Here is a 16,040-nt window from a genome sequence, read left to right as displayed (position 1 = left end):
CGCTCGATGCGGCTGCTGCTCTCAACCCAGGAGACTCGAACCATGCGCACGATCCTGAAGAAAAAAAACGCGCAACCGGCGCGTATGTCCACCACCAGGCGCGTGCTGTGCGCCATCGCCGCTGCGGTGCTGTCTGCGCTGGTGGCTCTGGGCGCGATCCAGCCTGACCTGGCCCTGAGCATCGCCAAGTGGGCGGGGCTGGTGCTGGCGTTCTGAACCCTGCATTCAACCAACAAGGAGAGTCACCATGAAACAGTTGGCAACTGCACTGGTGGGGGCGTTGGCCCTCACCAGCCTGGCATCGGCCTGGGCCGTCGAGTACCGCGGCACCTTCAAGGACGATGGCCGCGACATCCCCGTCGTCCTGGACATTGAGCCCGCCGCCGGGTTGGGGGATCGCGCCGGCAAGGTGCGTTTCAACGGCAATTGGAAATGCGGCTTCGACCTGGAGTACAGCGGGGCCAACGGGCAGGTCAACAGCTATGGCCTGGATGGCGCAGGCGCTGGCCTGTGCGGGCAACTGGCGCAGGGTTACCTGCAGAGCAGCCAGGGTGGCGGTGGCTTGCAGGTGCAACTGTTTACCCAACGCAACAAGCTGGCTTACAGCCTGACGCTCTTGCCATCCGGTAAGTAGCGCCAACCCCCACGACACCTCTCGCTTCGACACCAAGGCACGGCCTGCCCGCTGCCCCACGGGGAGCGGCTTGCCCGAAAAAGGAGCAGACCATGTGCATCACCAACACCGTAGGAACCGGCGGTAGCAATGCGCCCGCCGATGTGCGCAGCCTGCAACTGCTGCTCAACCTCAACAGCGGGCAACGCGGCTTCAGTTGCGCGCTCGGCACCGATGGCCTCTGGGGCGCAGGCACGCGCAGCGCCCTTGAGAGCTTCCAGCAGATCATCGGCAGCCCGGCCGGCAAACCGGTAGCGCCGGGCGACACGACCCTGGCCGCCTTGCGGGTCGGGCTGCCCGGCGGGCTCGGCGTGGCCAAGCTGTGGTTGGCGCTGATCAACGCCAGCAGCGCACGCATCACGGCGTTCCATCAGCCGTTGCTGGAGGTGCTGACCCGCTACCGCATCGATACGCCACTGCGTATTGCTCACTTCCTCGCCCAGATCGCCCATGAGAGTGGCTGCCTTCGATACACCGAAGAGCTGGCCAGCGGCAGTGCCTACGAAGGGCGCAAGGACCTCGGCAACCTGCAGCCGGGCGACGGCCCGCGCTTCAAGGGGCGTGGCCTGATTCAGCTCACCGGCCGCGCCAACTATCGCCAGTACGGCCAGTACTGCACGCGCGACTTCGAGAACAAGGACGACCCCGCCCTGGTGAGCAGCGACCCGGCCCTGGCGGTGGATGTCGCCGGCTGGTTCTGGGCCAACCGCAAGCTCAACGACTGGGCCGACAAGGATGACCTGCGCGAAGTCACCCGGCGCGTCAACGGCGGCTTCAACGGCCTCGATGATCGTGCCGCTTATCTAGCCCGGGCCAAGTGGCTGCTGCTCGGCTGACCCCACTCCCGCTTTCCGCCGGCAGCGGCGGAGCCAGAGGACAACAACGTCCTGTCACTGCAAAAAGGAGCTTCAAGATGAAAAAGACTTTCGTAGCAACCCCTGCACGTGCCGTGCTGGCTGGTCTGGCAATTATCGGCAGCTTGGCCTTCACCCTGGTGCCGATGGCGCCTGCCCAGGCCGCCGTGCAATGCCCGCAACCCAACTCGGGCGGCGCGCCCGCGGTCAACCAGCAGCATGTGTTCTGTGGTGAGGTTCAGGTGCAGGCTGCCGGCAACCGGGCCAAGGGCTTTCACAGCAGGCCGAACGGCCAGTCACCTGCCACCGTGACCTTTACCGCTGCCACCACCAATACCCCGCGTGGTCCGGCCGGGATCTACGTGCTGCGCAACTTCAACATCACCCAGAATGGCGCGACCGGCACCAAGACCGTCTCCACGATGTTTCCTGACACTTGCTCACAAGCCAACGTGGTGGCGGCCATCCAGAACGCGTACAACAACCGCACCGGGCTGGTAAACGGCGAGTTCCACGGGCCGTCGGGGGCGAGTTGCCAGGCGGGCAACCCGGCGGCGTCCTTCAACATCGTCGGCTATATGAACGCCAGTGGCACGGTGGTAACCACCGCCTATCCTGACTACTGATTCTGCGTCACTCTCTGCAGGGCCGGGCGTGATGCCCGGCTCTTTTCGTCAGCACGACAAAGGAGTTTGCTGATGTCCAACATCCCATCCAGCAGTCTGCAGCAGTTCCTGGACGATGAGGTGACGGCCGTGGCACGCGAGCATTTGCTGGAAAAGGCCCTTGCCGCGCGCCTCAACCGAGTGGTGGAGCCCTACAGTGGCAATGCCTACCATGTTGCGTTCGAAGAGGACGCGGTGGTGATCGAGCACTATTACATCGAAGGCTGGCCGGCCGTACACCTGCCGTTGCAGGATTTCATCAAAGCCTTGGAGTCGTTTGCAGGCAAGGCCTGAACGCGCCTTGCAAAATGTGCATGGCGGTAGCCACGTGCGCAACGCGAGCGCTGCACGCTCGTGTTGAGCACCTGAAAAGCGCTGGCGCCCCTACGGCTCGCGAGTCACCCGCCACAGGGTGTTGGCCAGGTCGTCGGCAATGATCAACGCCCCCTTCGGGTCGACGGTCACCCCCACGGGCCTGCCACGGGTCTTGCCGTCCTCACCGAGGAAACCGGTGGCGAAATCCACCGGCTCGCCGGCGGGCTTGCCGTTGCGAAACGGCACGAAAATCACCTTGTAGCCCACCGGGTTCGGCCGGTTCCAGCTGCCGTGTTCGCCGACGAAGACCCCGTCGGCGAACGGTTCGCCCATGGCCGGGTTGGAGAAGGCCACGCCCAGCGCCGCCACATGCGAGCCCAGGCTGTAGTCGGGCTTGATCGCGGCTTTCACCTTGTCCGGGTTCTGCGGCCGCACGCGGTCATCGACGTTCTGGCCCCAGTAGCTGTATGGCCAGCCATAGAACGCGCCTTCCTGCACCGAGGTCAGGTAGTCCGGCACCAGGTCCGGGCCCAGTTCGTCGCGCTCGTTGACCACTGCCCACAGTTTGCCCTCGCGTGGTTGGATGGCCAGCGCGGTCGGGTTGCGCAGGCCGGTGGCATAAGGCCGGTGGGCACCGGTCGCAGCGTCCACCTGCCAGACCATGGCGCGGTCGACCTCCGCCTCCATGCCACGCTCGGTGATGTTGCTGTTGGAGCCGATGCCGACGTACAGGTAGCGGCCGTCGGGGCTGATGGCCAACGACTTGGTCCAGTGGTGGTTGATCTCGGCGGGCAGGTCGGTGACCTTGGTCGGCGGGCTGCCGGCCTGGGTCTGGCCGTCTTGGTAATCGAAGCGTACCAGCGCGTCCTGGTTGGCCACGTACAGTTTGCCGTCGGCATAGGCCAGGCCATAGGGGGCATTGAGGTGTTCGGCGAACACCGTCTGCAGTTCGTAGCGGCCGTCGCCGTCGGCGTCGCGCAGCAGGGTAAGGCGGTTGCCGCCCTTGACCTGGGTGTTGCCCTTGGCCTTGATCTGGCTGGCGATCACGTCCTTGGGCTTGAGCTTGGCGGCGTTGCCGCCACGCCCCTCGGCAACGAGGATGTCGCCATTGGGCAGCACCAGGGTCTGGCGCGGGATCTTCAGGTCGGTGGCGATGGCGCTGATGCGGTAGCCCTGGGGCACCAGGGGTTTTTGCTCACCCCAGACGGCCGGCTGGGCGATCTTCATGCTTGGCAGCAGCCCGCGCTCGGGAGACGGCAATTTCGGGTCCGGACCATGGGCCTGGGTCTTCTCGCCGTCGCCGCCACAGGCGCTGAGCAGCAGGGCCATGCTCAGGGCGCTCAATGCGTGCTTCATGCTTCGCCCTCCGTGCGCAGGCGGGTCAGGCCGGCCCAGGTGGCGATCATGGCCAGCACCGTGACCACTACTGACAGCACCAGGCCTGCGGGCATCACGGCCCAGGCGTCCTTGGCGTGCTCGAAGGCGTTGACCAGGCCCAGTACCCAGGTGACCAGCAGCAACAGCACGTACAGCAGCGGGCGACCGGCCTTGCGTGGCGCCCGGATCAGGTTGGCCAGGGCAAACAGCAGCGCCAGGCCACTGGATAGCAGGGCCCCGGCGATCAGCCAGGCGGCGAAGTTGCTCCACTGGATCTGGTAGCTCTGGTAGTAGGCAATGTCGCTGAGCAGGGCGCCGAGGAACAGCGGCACGCTGCCGGCGAGCAGGGTCGCGTGCAGCGGCCCTGGGGTGCAACGGGGGAGGGTGGTAGTGGTCACTGGCTAGGCTCCTTGTCGATCGACGATCCTGGGTCGAGGGTGCTTAGGTGAGGATCGTGATCGAGGTGCAATAGTTCAGTGGCGTTTGCCGTTGGCTTTACCGGCGCCTGCAGGAGCCTGGGTCTTGCCTGGGAAATTCAGTCGAGCACGGGCCGCAGGAAGCTGCGCTCATAGCTGAGGATGAAACGCTGCTCGGTGGCCAGGGCAAAGGCGGCGATGCACTCGGGGTCGGTTTCCGAAGCTTTGCGGTACTGCTCGTAGGCCGCCAGGCTGGGGAAGCTGAACAGGGCATAGGCGACATTGTTGGCGCCTTCGCTGGGCAGGAAGTAGCCGTGATGGCTGCCGCCCATGCGGTTGACCAGGCCGATCCACAGCTTGCCGTAGGCTTCGAAGGCGGGGACCTGGTAGGGGTCGATGATGTACTTGAGGTGGCAGGTGATCATTGCACGCAATCCTTTGGGTGAGCCGGGTGGCTCACCTTACAGGGCGTGGGCGTGGGCAGCTAGTGTGGTGTTTTGCAAATACGGCCAATAACTCGCGAGCGATTTTTGCGCTCAGGCAAGGCGTCGCGACGAGTCGTAGCCCAGCTACGGCGAGGAGCGACAACGCCGCATGAGCGCAAAAAGCGCCGCGAGTTATGGTCGTTATTTGTGAAACACCACACTAGAGTTTGGCCTGGCGCCAGATCAATTGCTCGGTGGGATAACCCTGCTTGCGCGCCAGCGCCAGTAGCTGGTCACGGGTCTGGTCACTGACAGTGGGGGTGCGCGACAGCAGCCACAGGTATTCGCGGTTCGGGTGGCCGACCACGGCCACGCGGTAATCCGCGTCGTGATACAGCACCCAGTATTCGCCCTTGGTCAGGTCCGGTGCCAGGCGGCTGAACCAGTTGTCGAAGCGCACCCAGAGCTTGTCGGTGCGGCCGGGTACCTGCGCCTCGGCGATGCCATTGGCCTGGTTCCATTGGCCGTCCTTTTCCAGGCAGCGGTTGGAGACGTCGATGCGCCCGTCCTCGCGCAGGCCATAACGGGCCTCGGACTGCACGCAATTGCGCTGGAAGAACATCGGCAGGCGCGCCAGTTCATACCAGGTGCCCTGATAGCGCTGGAGCTCGACCTGTTGCGTGGTAGGCGGTGGCTGCTCGTCGCGGGCGCTGGTGCAGCCCGTGAGCGCGAGGGTAAGGCAGCAGCAAAACGGCACGGCCAGGCGCATCGCCATGGGAAACCTCCTGAAGGGGGGAAAGGCTCACATGGCTTTCGATGCGCGGGCCGGCCAAAGGTTTTACTGGGCTGGGCGGGAAGTTTCCACGCTCAGTACTTCGGTGAAGATGGCTTCGACGGTCTGGTCGACCTTGAGGTTTTTCATGCGTGCCTGCAGTTCGGGATTCTCGACCTTGACCACCTGCAGTTTGCCTTCGGGCGGCAGCAGGGTGACTTCATGAGTGTTCAGGTCGATCTTCTTGATCTGCGAGGTGACCTTGACCTGGCGGAAAGCCTCGCCACCTGGGTTGGGGTTGGCCGCGGTGGCGCGGATGGTGCCCGATTCCTCGGAGGCCTTGGGCGCGCCGCCGACATTGGTGTTCAGTACATAGGCGATGGCACGGGTGACTTTGATGTCGACCTGGTCGCCGACCTTGAGGTTGGGCAGGGCCTTGGCCTGTTCGGTGAGCTGGAAGGTCACGTCCTTGTCGTGGGGACCCTTGACCGTGACCTGGCGGTTGGGCAGGTCGATCTTGGTCACTTCGGTGGTGATATGGCTTTCCAGCGCCTCGCTGGCGATGGGCAGTTCGGCGGCGTGGGCGGCGAGGCTGGCGGCGGACACTAACGAGGCGAAAGCAACAGCGCGTGCGAGGGTGGCAGTCATTGGCCTGTCTTCCTTGTGGTCGATACCGGTGGATGTATGCGAGAAGAAGCATAGACACAGGTTGGCAGATGTGTGGAGCGTGTCGGTCTCATCGCGGGGCAAGCCCGCTCCCACGATCGTCAGCCAGCAGAGTTGCGAGCAGTACCAACGTGGGAGCGGGCTTGCCCCGCGATGAGGCCGGTTCAGGCATTACGAAGGTTGATGGTCACGCTCGCGCTTGGCCCCGGATACGCTCACCGCCCCCGGCAAGCTCACGGCATTCTTGGCGGCCAGCACTTCGGCCATCACGCTCACCGCGATCTCCGCCGGGGTCTTGCTGCCGATGTAGATGCCGATGGGGCCATGCAGTCGTTGCAACGAGGCCTCGCTCTCGCCGAAATGCTCTATCAAGCGCTCGCGGCGCAGCTGGCTGTTGCGCCGCGAGCCGATGGCGCCAATGTAGAACGCCGGGCTGTGCAGGGCCTCGAGCAGCGCCAGGTCGTCGAGCTTGGGGTCATGGCTGACGGCGATGATGCAGGTACGCAGGTCTGCGTTGAAGGCGCGTACCGCATCGTCCGGCATGCCCTTGAGGTGCTCGACGCCGGCCACCGCCCAGGTGGCCATGTGTTCGGGGCGAGGGTCGCACACCGCCACCCGAAAACCGTTGAACAAGGCCATGGTCGCCAGGTATTCGGCCAGTGCCCCGGCGCCGATCAGCAGCATGCGGTAGCCGGGACCGAGGGTGTTGACCATGTGCTGGCCGTCGAAGCTGAACTGCTCGGGGGTGGCGGTGGCTGCCAGGCTCACCGCGCCGCTTTGCAGGGCCAGTCGGCGGCGCATCAGCCGGCCCTGGTCGAGGTGCTCCAGCAGTTGCAGCAGGGGCAACGCGGCCGGTTCGAATTCCAGGATCAGCTCCAGGGTGCCGCCACAGGGCAGGCCGAAGCGGTGGGCATCGTCGGCGCTGACGCCATAGCGAATCACCTCGGGCCTGCCCTGGGGCAGGCCGGGGCCGCCATAGGCGGTGGTGTAGCGATGAATCAGGTCGTCTTCGATGCAGCCGCCGGACACGCTGCCAACCACCCGGCCATCGTTGCGCAGCGCCATCATCGAGCCGACCGGGCGAGGGGAGGAGCCCCAGGTACGGGCGACAGTGGCGAGCAGCACGCGGTGCCCGGCCTGGAGCCAGTCGTGGGTGGTGCGCAGGACCAGCAGGTCGATGCTTTCCATGGTGTCCTCGGTTGTCTGTGCTCCACGCTTCACACGTGGGAGCGGGCTTGCCCCGCGATGGCGGTATCAGCGCATATGCAGGATGATCGGGCTGCTGCTGGCAGGGTCGGTATGCCCGCGCAGCTCGCCCACCGCCTTGGCCTGCACCGCGCCACCCTGATTGCCCCAGGCACTGCGGGCGAAACTCAGCACCTCGGCGATCTCCCGGTCCGACAGCTGCTCGCGGAACGCCGGCATGCGGTAGGCGTCCGGCACCCCGGCGGCGACGATGCGCTGCGAGCCGTTGAGGGTGATGTTGATCGCCGAGGCATTCTCTGCGGCCAGCATCGAGGTGGCCCCCGCCAGCGGCGGCATCCACTCGGCCTGGCCCTTGCCATCCGCGCCATGGCAGCTGGCGCAACGGGTCGCGTAGGTGTGCGCGCCGGGCGCATCAGACGCGGCGGCCGTCGCCTGGTACTGCCAGGGCGCACCATCACGTCGAGGGTCACCGGGCAATGCCTTGAGGTAGCGGGCGATCGCGCCCAGGTCGTCGTCGCTCATGAACTGCGTGGAGTTGTTGAACGCCTCGGTCATCGAGCCGTACACCACCGCATGGTGATTGCGCCCGGTCTTGAGGAACTGCACGATCTCGGCTTCGCTCCAGCGCCCGAGCCCGGTGTTGTGGTCCTGGCGCAGGCTCGGCGCGTACCAGCCATCGAGCAGGGCCCCGGCGAGGAACGGCGCGCCGCTTTCGTCCAGGGCTTTCTCGTTGAAGGCCAGGCCCCGAGGCGTATGGCAGCTGCCGCAGTGGCCGGGGCCCTGGACGATGTAGGCGCCGCGATTCCACAGCGGATCCTGGTCGGGTTTCTGCGCATAGGCGGTGGTCGGTGCGAAGAGGCCGTTCCACAGGGCGATGGGCCAGCGCAGGTTCAATGGCCAGGGAATGCTGCTGGGTATATTGGCTTCGGCTGCCGGTTGCACGCCCTTCATGAAGAACGCGTAGAGCGCCCGTACATCGTCATCGCTGAGCTTGGCATAGGACGGGTAGGGCATGGCCGGGTACAGCCGTCGCCCTCTCGGCGCCACGCCCTGGCGCACGGCACGGTCGAAGTCGGCCAGGCTGTAGGCGCCGATGCCGTGGTCGCGATCCGGGGTGATGTTGGTGGCATGGATCGCCCCCAGCGGCGTGGCCATTTCCAGGCCTCCGGCAAAGGGCGCCTTGCCCGGCAGGCTGTGGCAGGCCACGCAGTCGCTGAGGCGGGCGACGTATTCGCCGCGGCTGACCAGGGCGGCGTCGGCGCTGTCCGAGGCGCTGAAGGGCGAGGCAGGCTCGCGGGTGACGTACCAGGCCAGCAGGCCTGCCGCGACCAGGCACGGCAAAGCCAGCCAGCCTGCGGTTCTTGCGAATCGGCTGTTGTTCATGGGCTGTCCTTGTCGTGTCAGCTGAAGGTATGGCGGCTCAGGGGCATGCTGCGCACGCGCTGGCCGGTGAGCTGCGCCACGGCGTTGGCCACCGCAGGCGCGACCGCCGGCAGCGGCGGTTCACCGATGCCGCCCATCTTCGCCCCGCTCTCGACGATGCGCACATGCACCCGGGCCATGCGCGATGGCGGCAGCACCGGGTACAGGTCGTAGTTGCGCGCCCGTGGCATGCCGTTCAGCCACACCGATTCTTCCAGCAGCACCTGGGACAGGCCCAGGGATACCGCGCTGTTGACCTGGGCCTCGATGATCGCCGGGTTGACGATGCTGCCCGGGTCGATGGCCTGCCAGATATCGTGCACCTTGACCTGGCCACCCTCCAGCGACACTTCGGCGATGACCGCCGCCTCCGAGCCGAATGGCGAGGCCATGGCCACGCCGCGGGCGCGCTTGCTGCCGTCCTCGGCGGTGAACGGGCCGCGCTTCCAGCCGCCGGACAATTCGCCCACCGCTTGCAGCAGGGCGGTCAGGCGCGAGTTGTCCCGCAGTAGCTGCAGGCGCAGCTCGAAGGGATCGTGGCCGCCCTTGTCGGCCAGCTCGTCGAGGAACGACTCGTAGAAGAAGTCGTTCAGCGAATTGCCCACCGAGCGCCAGTAGCCGAGCATGGCCGGGCCTTTGACATAGATCTGCGCGATGCGCTTGTTGGCGATGGCGTAGGCCTTGCCCGACAGTCCTTCGAGGGCGGTGGGGTCGACCGTGTCGCCCTGCTTGCCGGCAATGGCCTCGGTCGGGCCTTCGGTGGCGCTGATCGCCTCGATGGCCACCGGCAGGCCTTTCTCGTCCAGCGCGGCGCGGAACTTGACCACGGCCATGGGGCGCATGGCATCGCGCAGGAACTCCTCCTCGCGGCTCCAGATCAGTTTCACCGGCCTGCCGACCGCCTTGGCCAGGGCGATGGCCTGCGGGTAGGGGTTGGCCGAGTCGTACAGGAAGTGCCGGCCGAAGAAACCGCCGAGCAGGGGCGAATGCAGGGTGATCCGCGCCGGGTCCAGGCCGGTGCGCTTGGCGATATCGTCGCGGAACATGTCCTGGGCCTGGTTGGGCAGCCACACTTCCAGCGAGCCGTCGGGGTTGAAACGGGCGGTGGCGGAGGGCGGCTCCAACTGCGCGTGGTTGAGGAACTGGTTGTGGTAGGTGGCCTCGACCTTGGTCTTGGCCCCGGCCAGGGCGCTGGCGACATCGCCCTGGTTTTCCTCGTCGCGGCTCGGCCCGGTCTGGGCGGCCAGGTGTTCGCGCCAGCCATCGCTGGAAAAATCGGCAGGCATAGGCCGCACCTGGCTGTCGGCGGCCACTTCCTTCCAGTCCACCTGCAGCGCTTCCACCGCGCGCTTGGCGTGCCACCAGCGTTCGGCGACCACGGCGACCGCACCGGGCAGTTGATGCACCGAGTGCACGCCCTTCATGGCCTTGACCTGTTCCTCGTTGCGCAGGTTGCCTACGGTCATGCCCAGGCGCGGGGCATGCTGCACGGCGGCGTGGAGCATGCCGTCGACCTTGACGTCGATGCTGTAGACGGCCTTGCCGGTGGACTTGTCGTAGGCGTCGAGGCGCTGCACCGGCTTGCCGATCCAGCGGAACTGGCTGGGGTCGCGCAGCTTGACGCTGGCAGGGTCGGGCACCGGCAGGTCCATGGCCTTGGCGGCCAGTTCGCCGTAGCCCAGCGCACGGCCCGAGGCCGCGTGCACCACCTTGCCAGGCTCGGTGCTCAATTCACCAACTGGCACGCCCAACTGCTCGGCGCCGGCCTGCAGCAGCATGGCGCGGGCCAGGGCGCCGAGGCGGCGCATGGTCGGGTAGCTCATGCGCACCGACATGCTGCCGCCGGTGATGCGCAGGCCGTTCTCCATCACCACGTAGGCCTCGCCCGCTGGCGCGCTTTCGACCACGAAGGTGGCCGGGTCGGCGTCCAGTTCCTCGCCGATGATCTGCGCCATGGCCGTGTTGACCCCTTGCCCGCCCTCCATGAACGGGCTGAGCAGGTGCACGCTGCCGTCCGCGCGGATTTCCAGGAAGGCCGGCACCTGGGTGCCGCGCTCAGTGGTCGCGGCGGCGGCCTGTACCCGCGCCGAGCCCAGCTGCAGGCCGAAGCCCAGCACCAGGGCACCGATGGCGCTGCCGGCGAGAAAACGCCGGCGCGACAGGTTGACCGTTTCGCCGCTGCGCAGCCGTGCCAGGTCGTCAGGGGTGTCGATACGCGCGTTCATCAGGCGTTCTCCCCTTGGGCCAGTTCGTGCACGGCGGCATGGATGGCGTTGTAGGTGCCGCAACGGCACAGGTTGACCATGGCCGCGTCGATCTGTTCGGTGCTGGGCTTGGGGGTGTGCTTGAGCAGCGCAGTGGCCGCCATCACCTGGCCGGACTGGCAGTAGCCGCACTGGGCCACCTGGTGCTCGACCCAGGCGGCGACCACTCGCTTGCCCACGGCGTCGGCTTCGATGGCCTCGATGGTGGTGACTTCACGACCGACCACGCCGGCCACCGGGGTGACGCAGGCGCGCACCACATTGCCGTCCACCAGCACCGAGCAGGCGCCGCATTGGGCCAGGCCGCAACCGTACTTGGTGCCGGTCAGGCCCAGGTCATCGCGGATCACCCAGAGCAAGGGCGTGTCGGCGTCAGCCTCGACCTGGTAGGTCTGCTGGTTGATTCTTAGTTCCATGGGCTCACCTGCTGATCATCGGTTCTGGAAGCGGGGAATACGCTGTTCCCCAATCCAGAAACGCTAGCACATGGCCCCGTTGCGCAATCGATGCACCCCGCAGGTTCAGAGGATCAGGCAAGCAATCCGGTGGAATGCGCAAGCCTCCTCAATCGATGCGCGGGTGCTGCTGGGCCAGGGTCTTGCGCTTGGCCTCCAGCTCGGCGATCTGCGCGTCGATGTCCTCGATCTTCTGTTCGATATTGTCGTGGTGCTCCTGCAGCAGTTCGCGGGCTTCGTCGATATCCGAGGCGGCCGGGGCGGCGCCGCGCAGCGGGCGGTTGGCGGTCTCCTTCATGGTCAGGCCGGTGAGCAGGCCGATCACGGCGATCACCATCAGGTAATAAGCCGGCATGTACAGGTTGTCGGTGGTTTCCACCAGCCAGGCGGCGAGGGTCGGGGTCAGGCCGGCGATCAGCACCGAGATGTTGAAGGCGCTGGCCAGGGCGCTGTAGCGGATATGCGTGGGGAACATCGCCGGCAGGGTCGAGGCCATCACGCCGATGAAGAAGTTCAGCAGCACGGCGAGGATCAACAGGCCGGCGAAGATCACCGCCAGCTTGCCGCTGGTGATCAGCATGAACGCCGGGATCGCCAGGGCGAACAGGCCGACGCTGCCGATGATGATGAACGGCTTGCGCCCCCACTTGTCGCTGAGCAGGCCGATGATCGGCTGCACGAACAGCATGCCGACCATGATCGCGATGATGATCAGCACGCCGTGGTCTTCGCTGTAGTGCAGGTTGTGCGAGAGGTAGCTGGGCATGTAGGTGAGCAGCATGTAGTAGGTGACGTTGGTGGCGATCACCACGCCGATGCAGGTCAGCAGGCTGCGCCAGTGCTGGGTCGCCACCTCCTTGAACGAAACTTTCGGGCCGCTGGCCAGGCCTTCGCGGTCACCTTGCTCGAGTTTTTCGACGTGTTGCTGGAAGGCCGGGGTTTCTTCCAGCGCGTGGCGCAGGTACAGGCCGATCAGGCCCAGCGGCAGGGCCAGGAAGAACGGCAGGCGCCAGCCCCATTCGAGGAACTGTTCCTCGCCGAGGAGCGTCGAGATCAGCACCACCACGCCGGCGCCGAGGACAAAGCCGGCGATCGAGCCGAAGTCCAGCCAGCTGCCGAGGAAGCCGCGCTTGCGGTCCGGGGCGTACTCGGCGACGAAGATCGAGGCGCCGGTGTATTCACCGCCCACCGAGAAGCCCTGGGCCATCTTCGCCAGCAACAGCAGGATCGGCGCCCAGATGCCGATGCTGGCGTAGGAGGGGATCAGGCCGATGGCGAAGGTGCTCAGGGACATGATCACGATGGTCGCGGCCAGCACTTTCTGGCGCCCGTAGCGGTCGCCCAGGGCGCCGAAGAACAGCCCGCCCAGCGGGCGGATCAGGAAGGGCACGGAGAAGGTGGCCAGCGCCGCGATCATCTGCACGCCGGGGCTGGCGTTGGGGAAGAACACCTTGCCCAGGGCATAGGCGACGAAGCCGTAGACGCCAAAGTCGAACCATTCCATCGCGTTGCCCAGGGCGGCGGCGGTGATGGCCTTGCGCATCTTGGCGTCGTCGACGATGGTGATGTCCTTCAAGCCGATGGGCTTGACGGGTTTTCTGCGTGATTTCATGGGCCGTTGTCCTTGAAGGCTTGGGGGCATGGCCATGGTTTGGCCAGCCTTGTACCTAGGGTCAGATACAACGGCGCGCTAAATAATTCCCTACTGGATCATTTGTGTGCGGCATGGATGGCCCTGGCGCGGGGCAAGCCCGCTTCTACAGAGGCCATCGGGCAAGCGATCAGAGCGTGCGTGACATCAGCCAGTGCTGCTGCCCCCAGGCCTCGAAGGGTTCCAGCGGTGCCCAGCCACGCTTGGCGTAGTAGGCGCTCTGGTCGTGGGTGTGCAGGTAGAGCGTGGAGACTCCGCTGCTGCGTGCATGGTCGCAGATGCCTTCGATCAGTTGCTCCGCCAGGCCTTGCCCTCGTGCTTGCGGGGTGACGAACACGCAGGCCAGCCACGGACCAAGGTCGCTGCGCCCGGGCAGGTCGTCGCTGGCCAGGGCGGCGCTGCCCAGCAGGCGGTCGCCGTCGAGGGCGACCAGGCATCGCCATTGGCCGTTGCGCTGGCCTTCGGCGAACTCGCGTTGCCAGTCGCTAAGCGGCACGTCCGCGTACTCGTAGTGGAACTGTTGGTGCAGCCACTGGGCGAGGGTATCGCTGTGGGCCATGTGGTGTTCAAGCCAGTCCAGGCGGGGCATGCTGTTGTCCTTGTCGAGGGGCATTTCAGTGCGGTGGGCTGTGATGTCGCGAGCATACACCAGGCCTCTAACGCGTACTCGAGTTGCAAGTGCATTCGAGGGCAGTCGCTTCAATAGAGTCGAAAGTTCAGCACGAACCGTCGCCGCACGGGCCAATTATTCGGCTTAGTTTCGGCGCGTTTCACCGAGGTAGAATCCTCTTGTGTGTTTCCAAGTTGCTGTGCGTAGGCGGCATGCGACTAAAGTCCGGTGTCTCCCGCTCGTGTCTAGAAGTACCGTTGGCTCAAACAGTCGGCAAGTTTGATTGTTGGACAATCTAGCGCGTCAGTCCCTCTAGCCTCTGCAATACGGGGTGTCGGGTGACCAGGTGGTCATGCCAGGCTTCGGGTGGTAATTGGCAGTCATTAACTTTTCCGTGAGCGTTTCAGTGAATAACGCTCAACTTTCTAAAGTTATTGCACGTGTGCCGATAACTCTCGGTAACCGTGCCGGGAAGTTCCAAGTGCTGCGATTCTCGCTGTGCCTTTGCCTGCGAATGGGTGTTGTATGTCGTACCTGTCTGCTATTGATTGCCGCCGCGTATCGCTGTGTGTCGTATTGACTTGCCTGTCCCTGGGCAACGTGCGGGCTGAGACGTTCGTGCCTGGCCAGGAAGTGTTGCGCCAACAGCAACAGCAACAACAGGACCTGCAGCAACTGCAACTGGAACAACGCCGCCGCCAACTGCAGCGCGGTGCGTTCACAGGGCCCGATACATCCGCGCAGGTCCCTCAGGCCGCGGCTCCGGATACGCACTGCTGGCCGCTGGCCGGGGTGCGGGTGGGCGGCGTCACCCTGATCGACCGTGCCACCCTCGATGCGCGCATCGATCCGCTGGTGGCGGCGTGCATGGGCGTGGGGCAGATCAACCAGCTGCTGGCGAGTATCACCGCGCTGTACCTGGAAAAGGGCTATATCGCCAGCCGGCCCTACCTGAGCAGCGCCCCGGCAGCCGGGCAGTCGCTGGACATCCTGGTGGACGAGGGCTACCTGGAGGCCATCGAACTGGCCGACCAGCGCCTGCCGGTGTCGCTGGCCGGGGCCTTCCCCGGCATGCTCGGCGAGCCGCTGAACCTGCGTGACCTGGAGCAGGGCCTGGACCAGCTCAACCGCCTGCGCTCGGTCGACCTGACCGCCGACATCGCCCCCGGCAGCCAGCCGGGCGCCTCGCGGATCATCCTGCGCCCGCGCAGCGCCGGCCAGCCACGGGTGGCCGTGGGCCTGGGCCTGGACAACCTCGGCAGCGCCAGCACCGGGCGCGACCGTCGCGTGCTCAGCCTGGGCCTGGACAACCCGCTGGCACTCAACGACCTGCTCAGCCTGTCGGCCAGCGATACCCTCAACCAGGGCGACCGTTACAGCCGCAACGCCAGCCTGTACTACGCGATCCCCTATGGCTACTGGACCTTCAGCCTGTTCGCCAGCCATGCCGAGTACCGCTCGCCGGTCAAGCTCAGCACGCTGACCTTGCATAGCCGCGGCATCACCGACCAGCTCAGCCTGCGCGGCGAGCGCGTGCTGTGGCGCGACCAGCGCCATCAACTGAGCGCCAGCCTGCAACTGGCGCACAAGGATGTCGACAGCGAGTTCGCCAAGGTGCGCCTGGACGTGCAGAGCCCGACGCTGACCGTGGCCGAGGCCGGGCTCAACCTGTTCTGGCTCGACCACGCGGTGTGGAACCTGGACCTCAACTATGCCCAGGGGCTGCATTGGTTCGGTGCCGACGATGACGCCGATCGCCCGGTGCCCGACCTGCCCAGGGCGCAGTTCCACAAGTACCGCGCCGGGCTCAGCCAGTGGCGCAATGGCCAGCTGCTGGGTCAGGCCTGGCAGTGGCAGAGCCAGCTCAACCTGCAGTACAGCCCCGACCCGCTGCCGGCCATCGAGCAGTTGCTCGGCACCGACGATTCGGCCGTGCGCGGCTACCGCATCAGCAGCCTGTCCGGGGCCAGTGGGGCGGTATGGCGCAACACCCTCCGCCTGCCGTTGCGGGCGCAGGGGCCGTTGAGCGTCACCCCACGGCTGGGCCTGGACCACGGCTGGATCAAGGCCGACCACGGCGCCGCCAGCCAGCGCCTGAGCGGCGCGAGCCTGGGCGTGAACCTGGGCTGGAAGGCGCTGCAGCTGGACATCGACTACCAGCGCAGCCTCAACACTCCCCGCGGTTACCAGCGCGAGCCTGAAGTCTGGCTGTTCAGGGCCGCCGTGCAGATCTGAGCGCACCGATTTAGCAGTACCTACATGGAGAGTG

General features: G+C 66.0%; 17 protein-coding genes. 6 read left to right on the top strand and 11 right to left on the bottom strand.

Annotation, left to right across the window (positions count from 1 at the left end; all coding sequences use genetic code 11):
• Positions 1 to 42 precede the first annotated feature (42 nt).
• The 5 genes from LOY42_RS17005 to LOY42_RS16985 all read left to right on the top strand — a co-directional run bounded on the left by LOY42_RS17005 (position 43) and on the right by LOY42_RS16985 (position 2,486).
• Complete coding sequence (locus LOY42_RS17005; protein WP_232968108.1) at positions 43 to 216, top strand: hypothetical protein; 174 nt, start codon at positions 43 to 45, stop codon at positions 214 to 216.
• Between the two features lie 31 nt (positions 217 to 247).
• A complete protein-coding gene (locus LOY42_RS17000) occupies positions 248 to 634 on the top strand; it encodes a hypothetical protein (protein ID WP_110698580.1) in 387 nt (128 codons plus the stop codon).
• A 92-nt stretch (positions 635 to 726) separates the two neighbouring features.
• Positions 727 to 1,509, top strand: a complete 783-nt coding sequence (locus LOY42_RS16995) for a glycoside hydrolase family 19 protein (protein WP_139672073.1) — start codon at positions 727 to 729, stop codon at positions 1,507 to 1,509.
• Between the two features lie 77 nt (positions 1,510 to 1,586).
• Positions 1,587 to 2,153 (top strand): EndoU domain-containing protein, encoded by a 567-nt coding sequence (locus LOY42_RS16990; RefSeq protein ID WP_110698576.1) that lies wholly within the window; start codon positions 1,587 to 1,589, stop codon positions 2,151 to 2,153.
• 72 nt (positions 2,154 to 2,225) lie between these two features.
• Positions 2,226 to 2,486, top strand: coding sequence for a hypothetical protein (locus LOY42_RS16985; RefSeq protein WP_139672070.1), 261 nt, complete (start codon positions 2,226 to 2,228; stop codon positions 2,484 to 2,486).
• 90 nt (positions 2,487 to 2,576) lie between these two features.
• Here LOY42_RS16985 and LOY42_RS16980 read toward each other — a convergent pair whose 3' ends face one another.
• The 11 genes from LOY42_RS16980 to LOY42_RS16930 form a co-directional block, all read right to left on the bottom strand.
• Entirely contained in the window at positions 2,577 to 3,863 is a 1,287-nt protein-coding gene (locus LOY42_RS16980) for a sorbosone dehydrogenase family protein (protein WP_139672067.1), read from the bottom strand.
• Positions 3,860 to 4,282 carry a DUF2231 domain-containing protein gene (locus LOY42_RS16975; RefSeq protein WP_102684433.1) on the bottom strand — a complete coding sequence of 141 codons (423 nt, stop codon included), beginning with the start codon at positions 4,280 to 4,282 and terminating at the stop codon, positions 3,860 to 3,862. Before LOY42_RS16975 ends, LOY42_RS16980 begins: the two co-directional genes overlap by 4 nt.
• A gap of 137 nt (positions 4,283 to 4,419) precedes the next feature.
• Positions 4,420 to 4,725 (bottom strand): NIPSNAP family protein, encoded by a 306-nt coding sequence (locus tag LOY42_RS16970; protein ID WP_110698570.1) that lies wholly within the window; start codon positions 4,723 to 4,725, stop codon positions 4,420 to 4,422.
• 220 nt (positions 4,726 to 4,945) lie between these two features.
• Positions 4,946 to 5,500, bottom strand: a complete 555-nt coding sequence (locus tag LOY42_RS16965) for a lipocalin family protein (RefSeq protein WP_110698569.1) — start codon at positions 5,498 to 5,500, stop codon at positions 4,946 to 4,948.
• 63 nt (positions 5,501 to 5,563) lie between these two features.
• Positions 5,564 to 6,145 (bottom strand): hypothetical protein, encoded by a 582-nt coding sequence (locus LOY42_RS16960; RefSeq protein WP_139672065.1) that lies wholly within the window; start codon positions 6,143 to 6,145, stop codon positions 5,564 to 5,566.
• A 189-nt stretch (positions 6,146 to 6,334) separates the two neighbouring features.
• Positions 6,335 to 7,351, bottom strand: a complete 1,017-nt coding sequence (locus LOY42_RS16955) for an XdhC family protein (protein WP_139672062.1) — start codon at positions 7,349 to 7,351, stop codon at positions 6,335 to 6,337.
• 66 nt (positions 7,352 to 7,417) lie between these two features.
• Positions 7,418 to 8,752, bottom strand: a complete 1,335-nt coding sequence (locus LOY42_RS16950) for a cytochrome c (protein ID WP_139672059.1) — start codon at positions 8,750 to 8,752, stop codon at positions 7,418 to 7,420.
• A 17-nt stretch (positions 8,753 to 8,769) separates the two neighbouring features.
• A complete protein-coding gene (locus tag LOY42_RS16945) occupies positions 8,770 to 11,016 on the bottom strand; it encodes a molybdopterin cofactor-binding domain-containing protein (protein ID WP_258598558.1) in 2,247 nt (748 codons plus the stop codon).
• Entirely contained in the window at positions 11,016 to 11,471 is a 456-nt protein-coding gene (locus LOY42_RS16940; protein ID WP_023631311.1) for a (2Fe-2S)-binding protein, read from the bottom strand. The genes LOY42_RS16945 and LOY42_RS16940 overlap by 1 nt, the downstream gene beginning before the upstream one ends.
• Before the next feature lie 148 nt (positions 11,472 to 11,619).
• Positions 11,620 to 13,122 (bottom strand): glycine betaine/L-proline transporter ProP, encoded by a 1,503-nt coding sequence (gene proP / locus LOY42_RS16935; RefSeq protein WP_023631310.1) that lies wholly within the window; start codon positions 13,120 to 13,122, stop codon positions 11,620 to 11,622.
• Positions 13,123 to 13,291: 169 nt separating this feature from the next.
• The gene (locus LOY42_RS16930; protein ID WP_139672053.1) at positions 13,292 to 13,750 is read right to left on the bottom strand and encodes a GNAT family N-acetyltransferase; all 459 of its coding nucleotides are present in this window, start codon (positions 13,748 to 13,750) and stop codon (positions 13,292 to 13,294) included.
• Positions 13,751 to 14,296: 546 nt separating this feature from the next.
• Between LOY42_RS16930 and LOY42_RS16925 the strand changes: the two genes are divergently transcribed.
• Positions 14,297 to 16,006: a ShlB/FhaC/HecB family hemolysin secretion/activation protein gene (locus tag LOY42_RS16925; protein WP_258598556.1), complete on the top strand. Its 1,710-nt coding sequence runs from the start codon at positions 14,297 to 14,299 to the stop codon at positions 16,004 to 16,006.
• The last annotated feature ends 34 nt before the right edge of the window (positions 16,007 to 16,040 follow it).

Origin of the sequence: Pseudomonas sp. B21-023, assembly GCF_024749165.1 — a bacterium.
Taxonomy (GTDB): Bacteria; Pseudomonadota; Gammaproteobacteria; order Pseudomonadales; family Pseudomonadaceae; genus Aquipseudomonas.
This window is presented reverse-complemented; position numbering and strand designations above follow the sequence as displayed.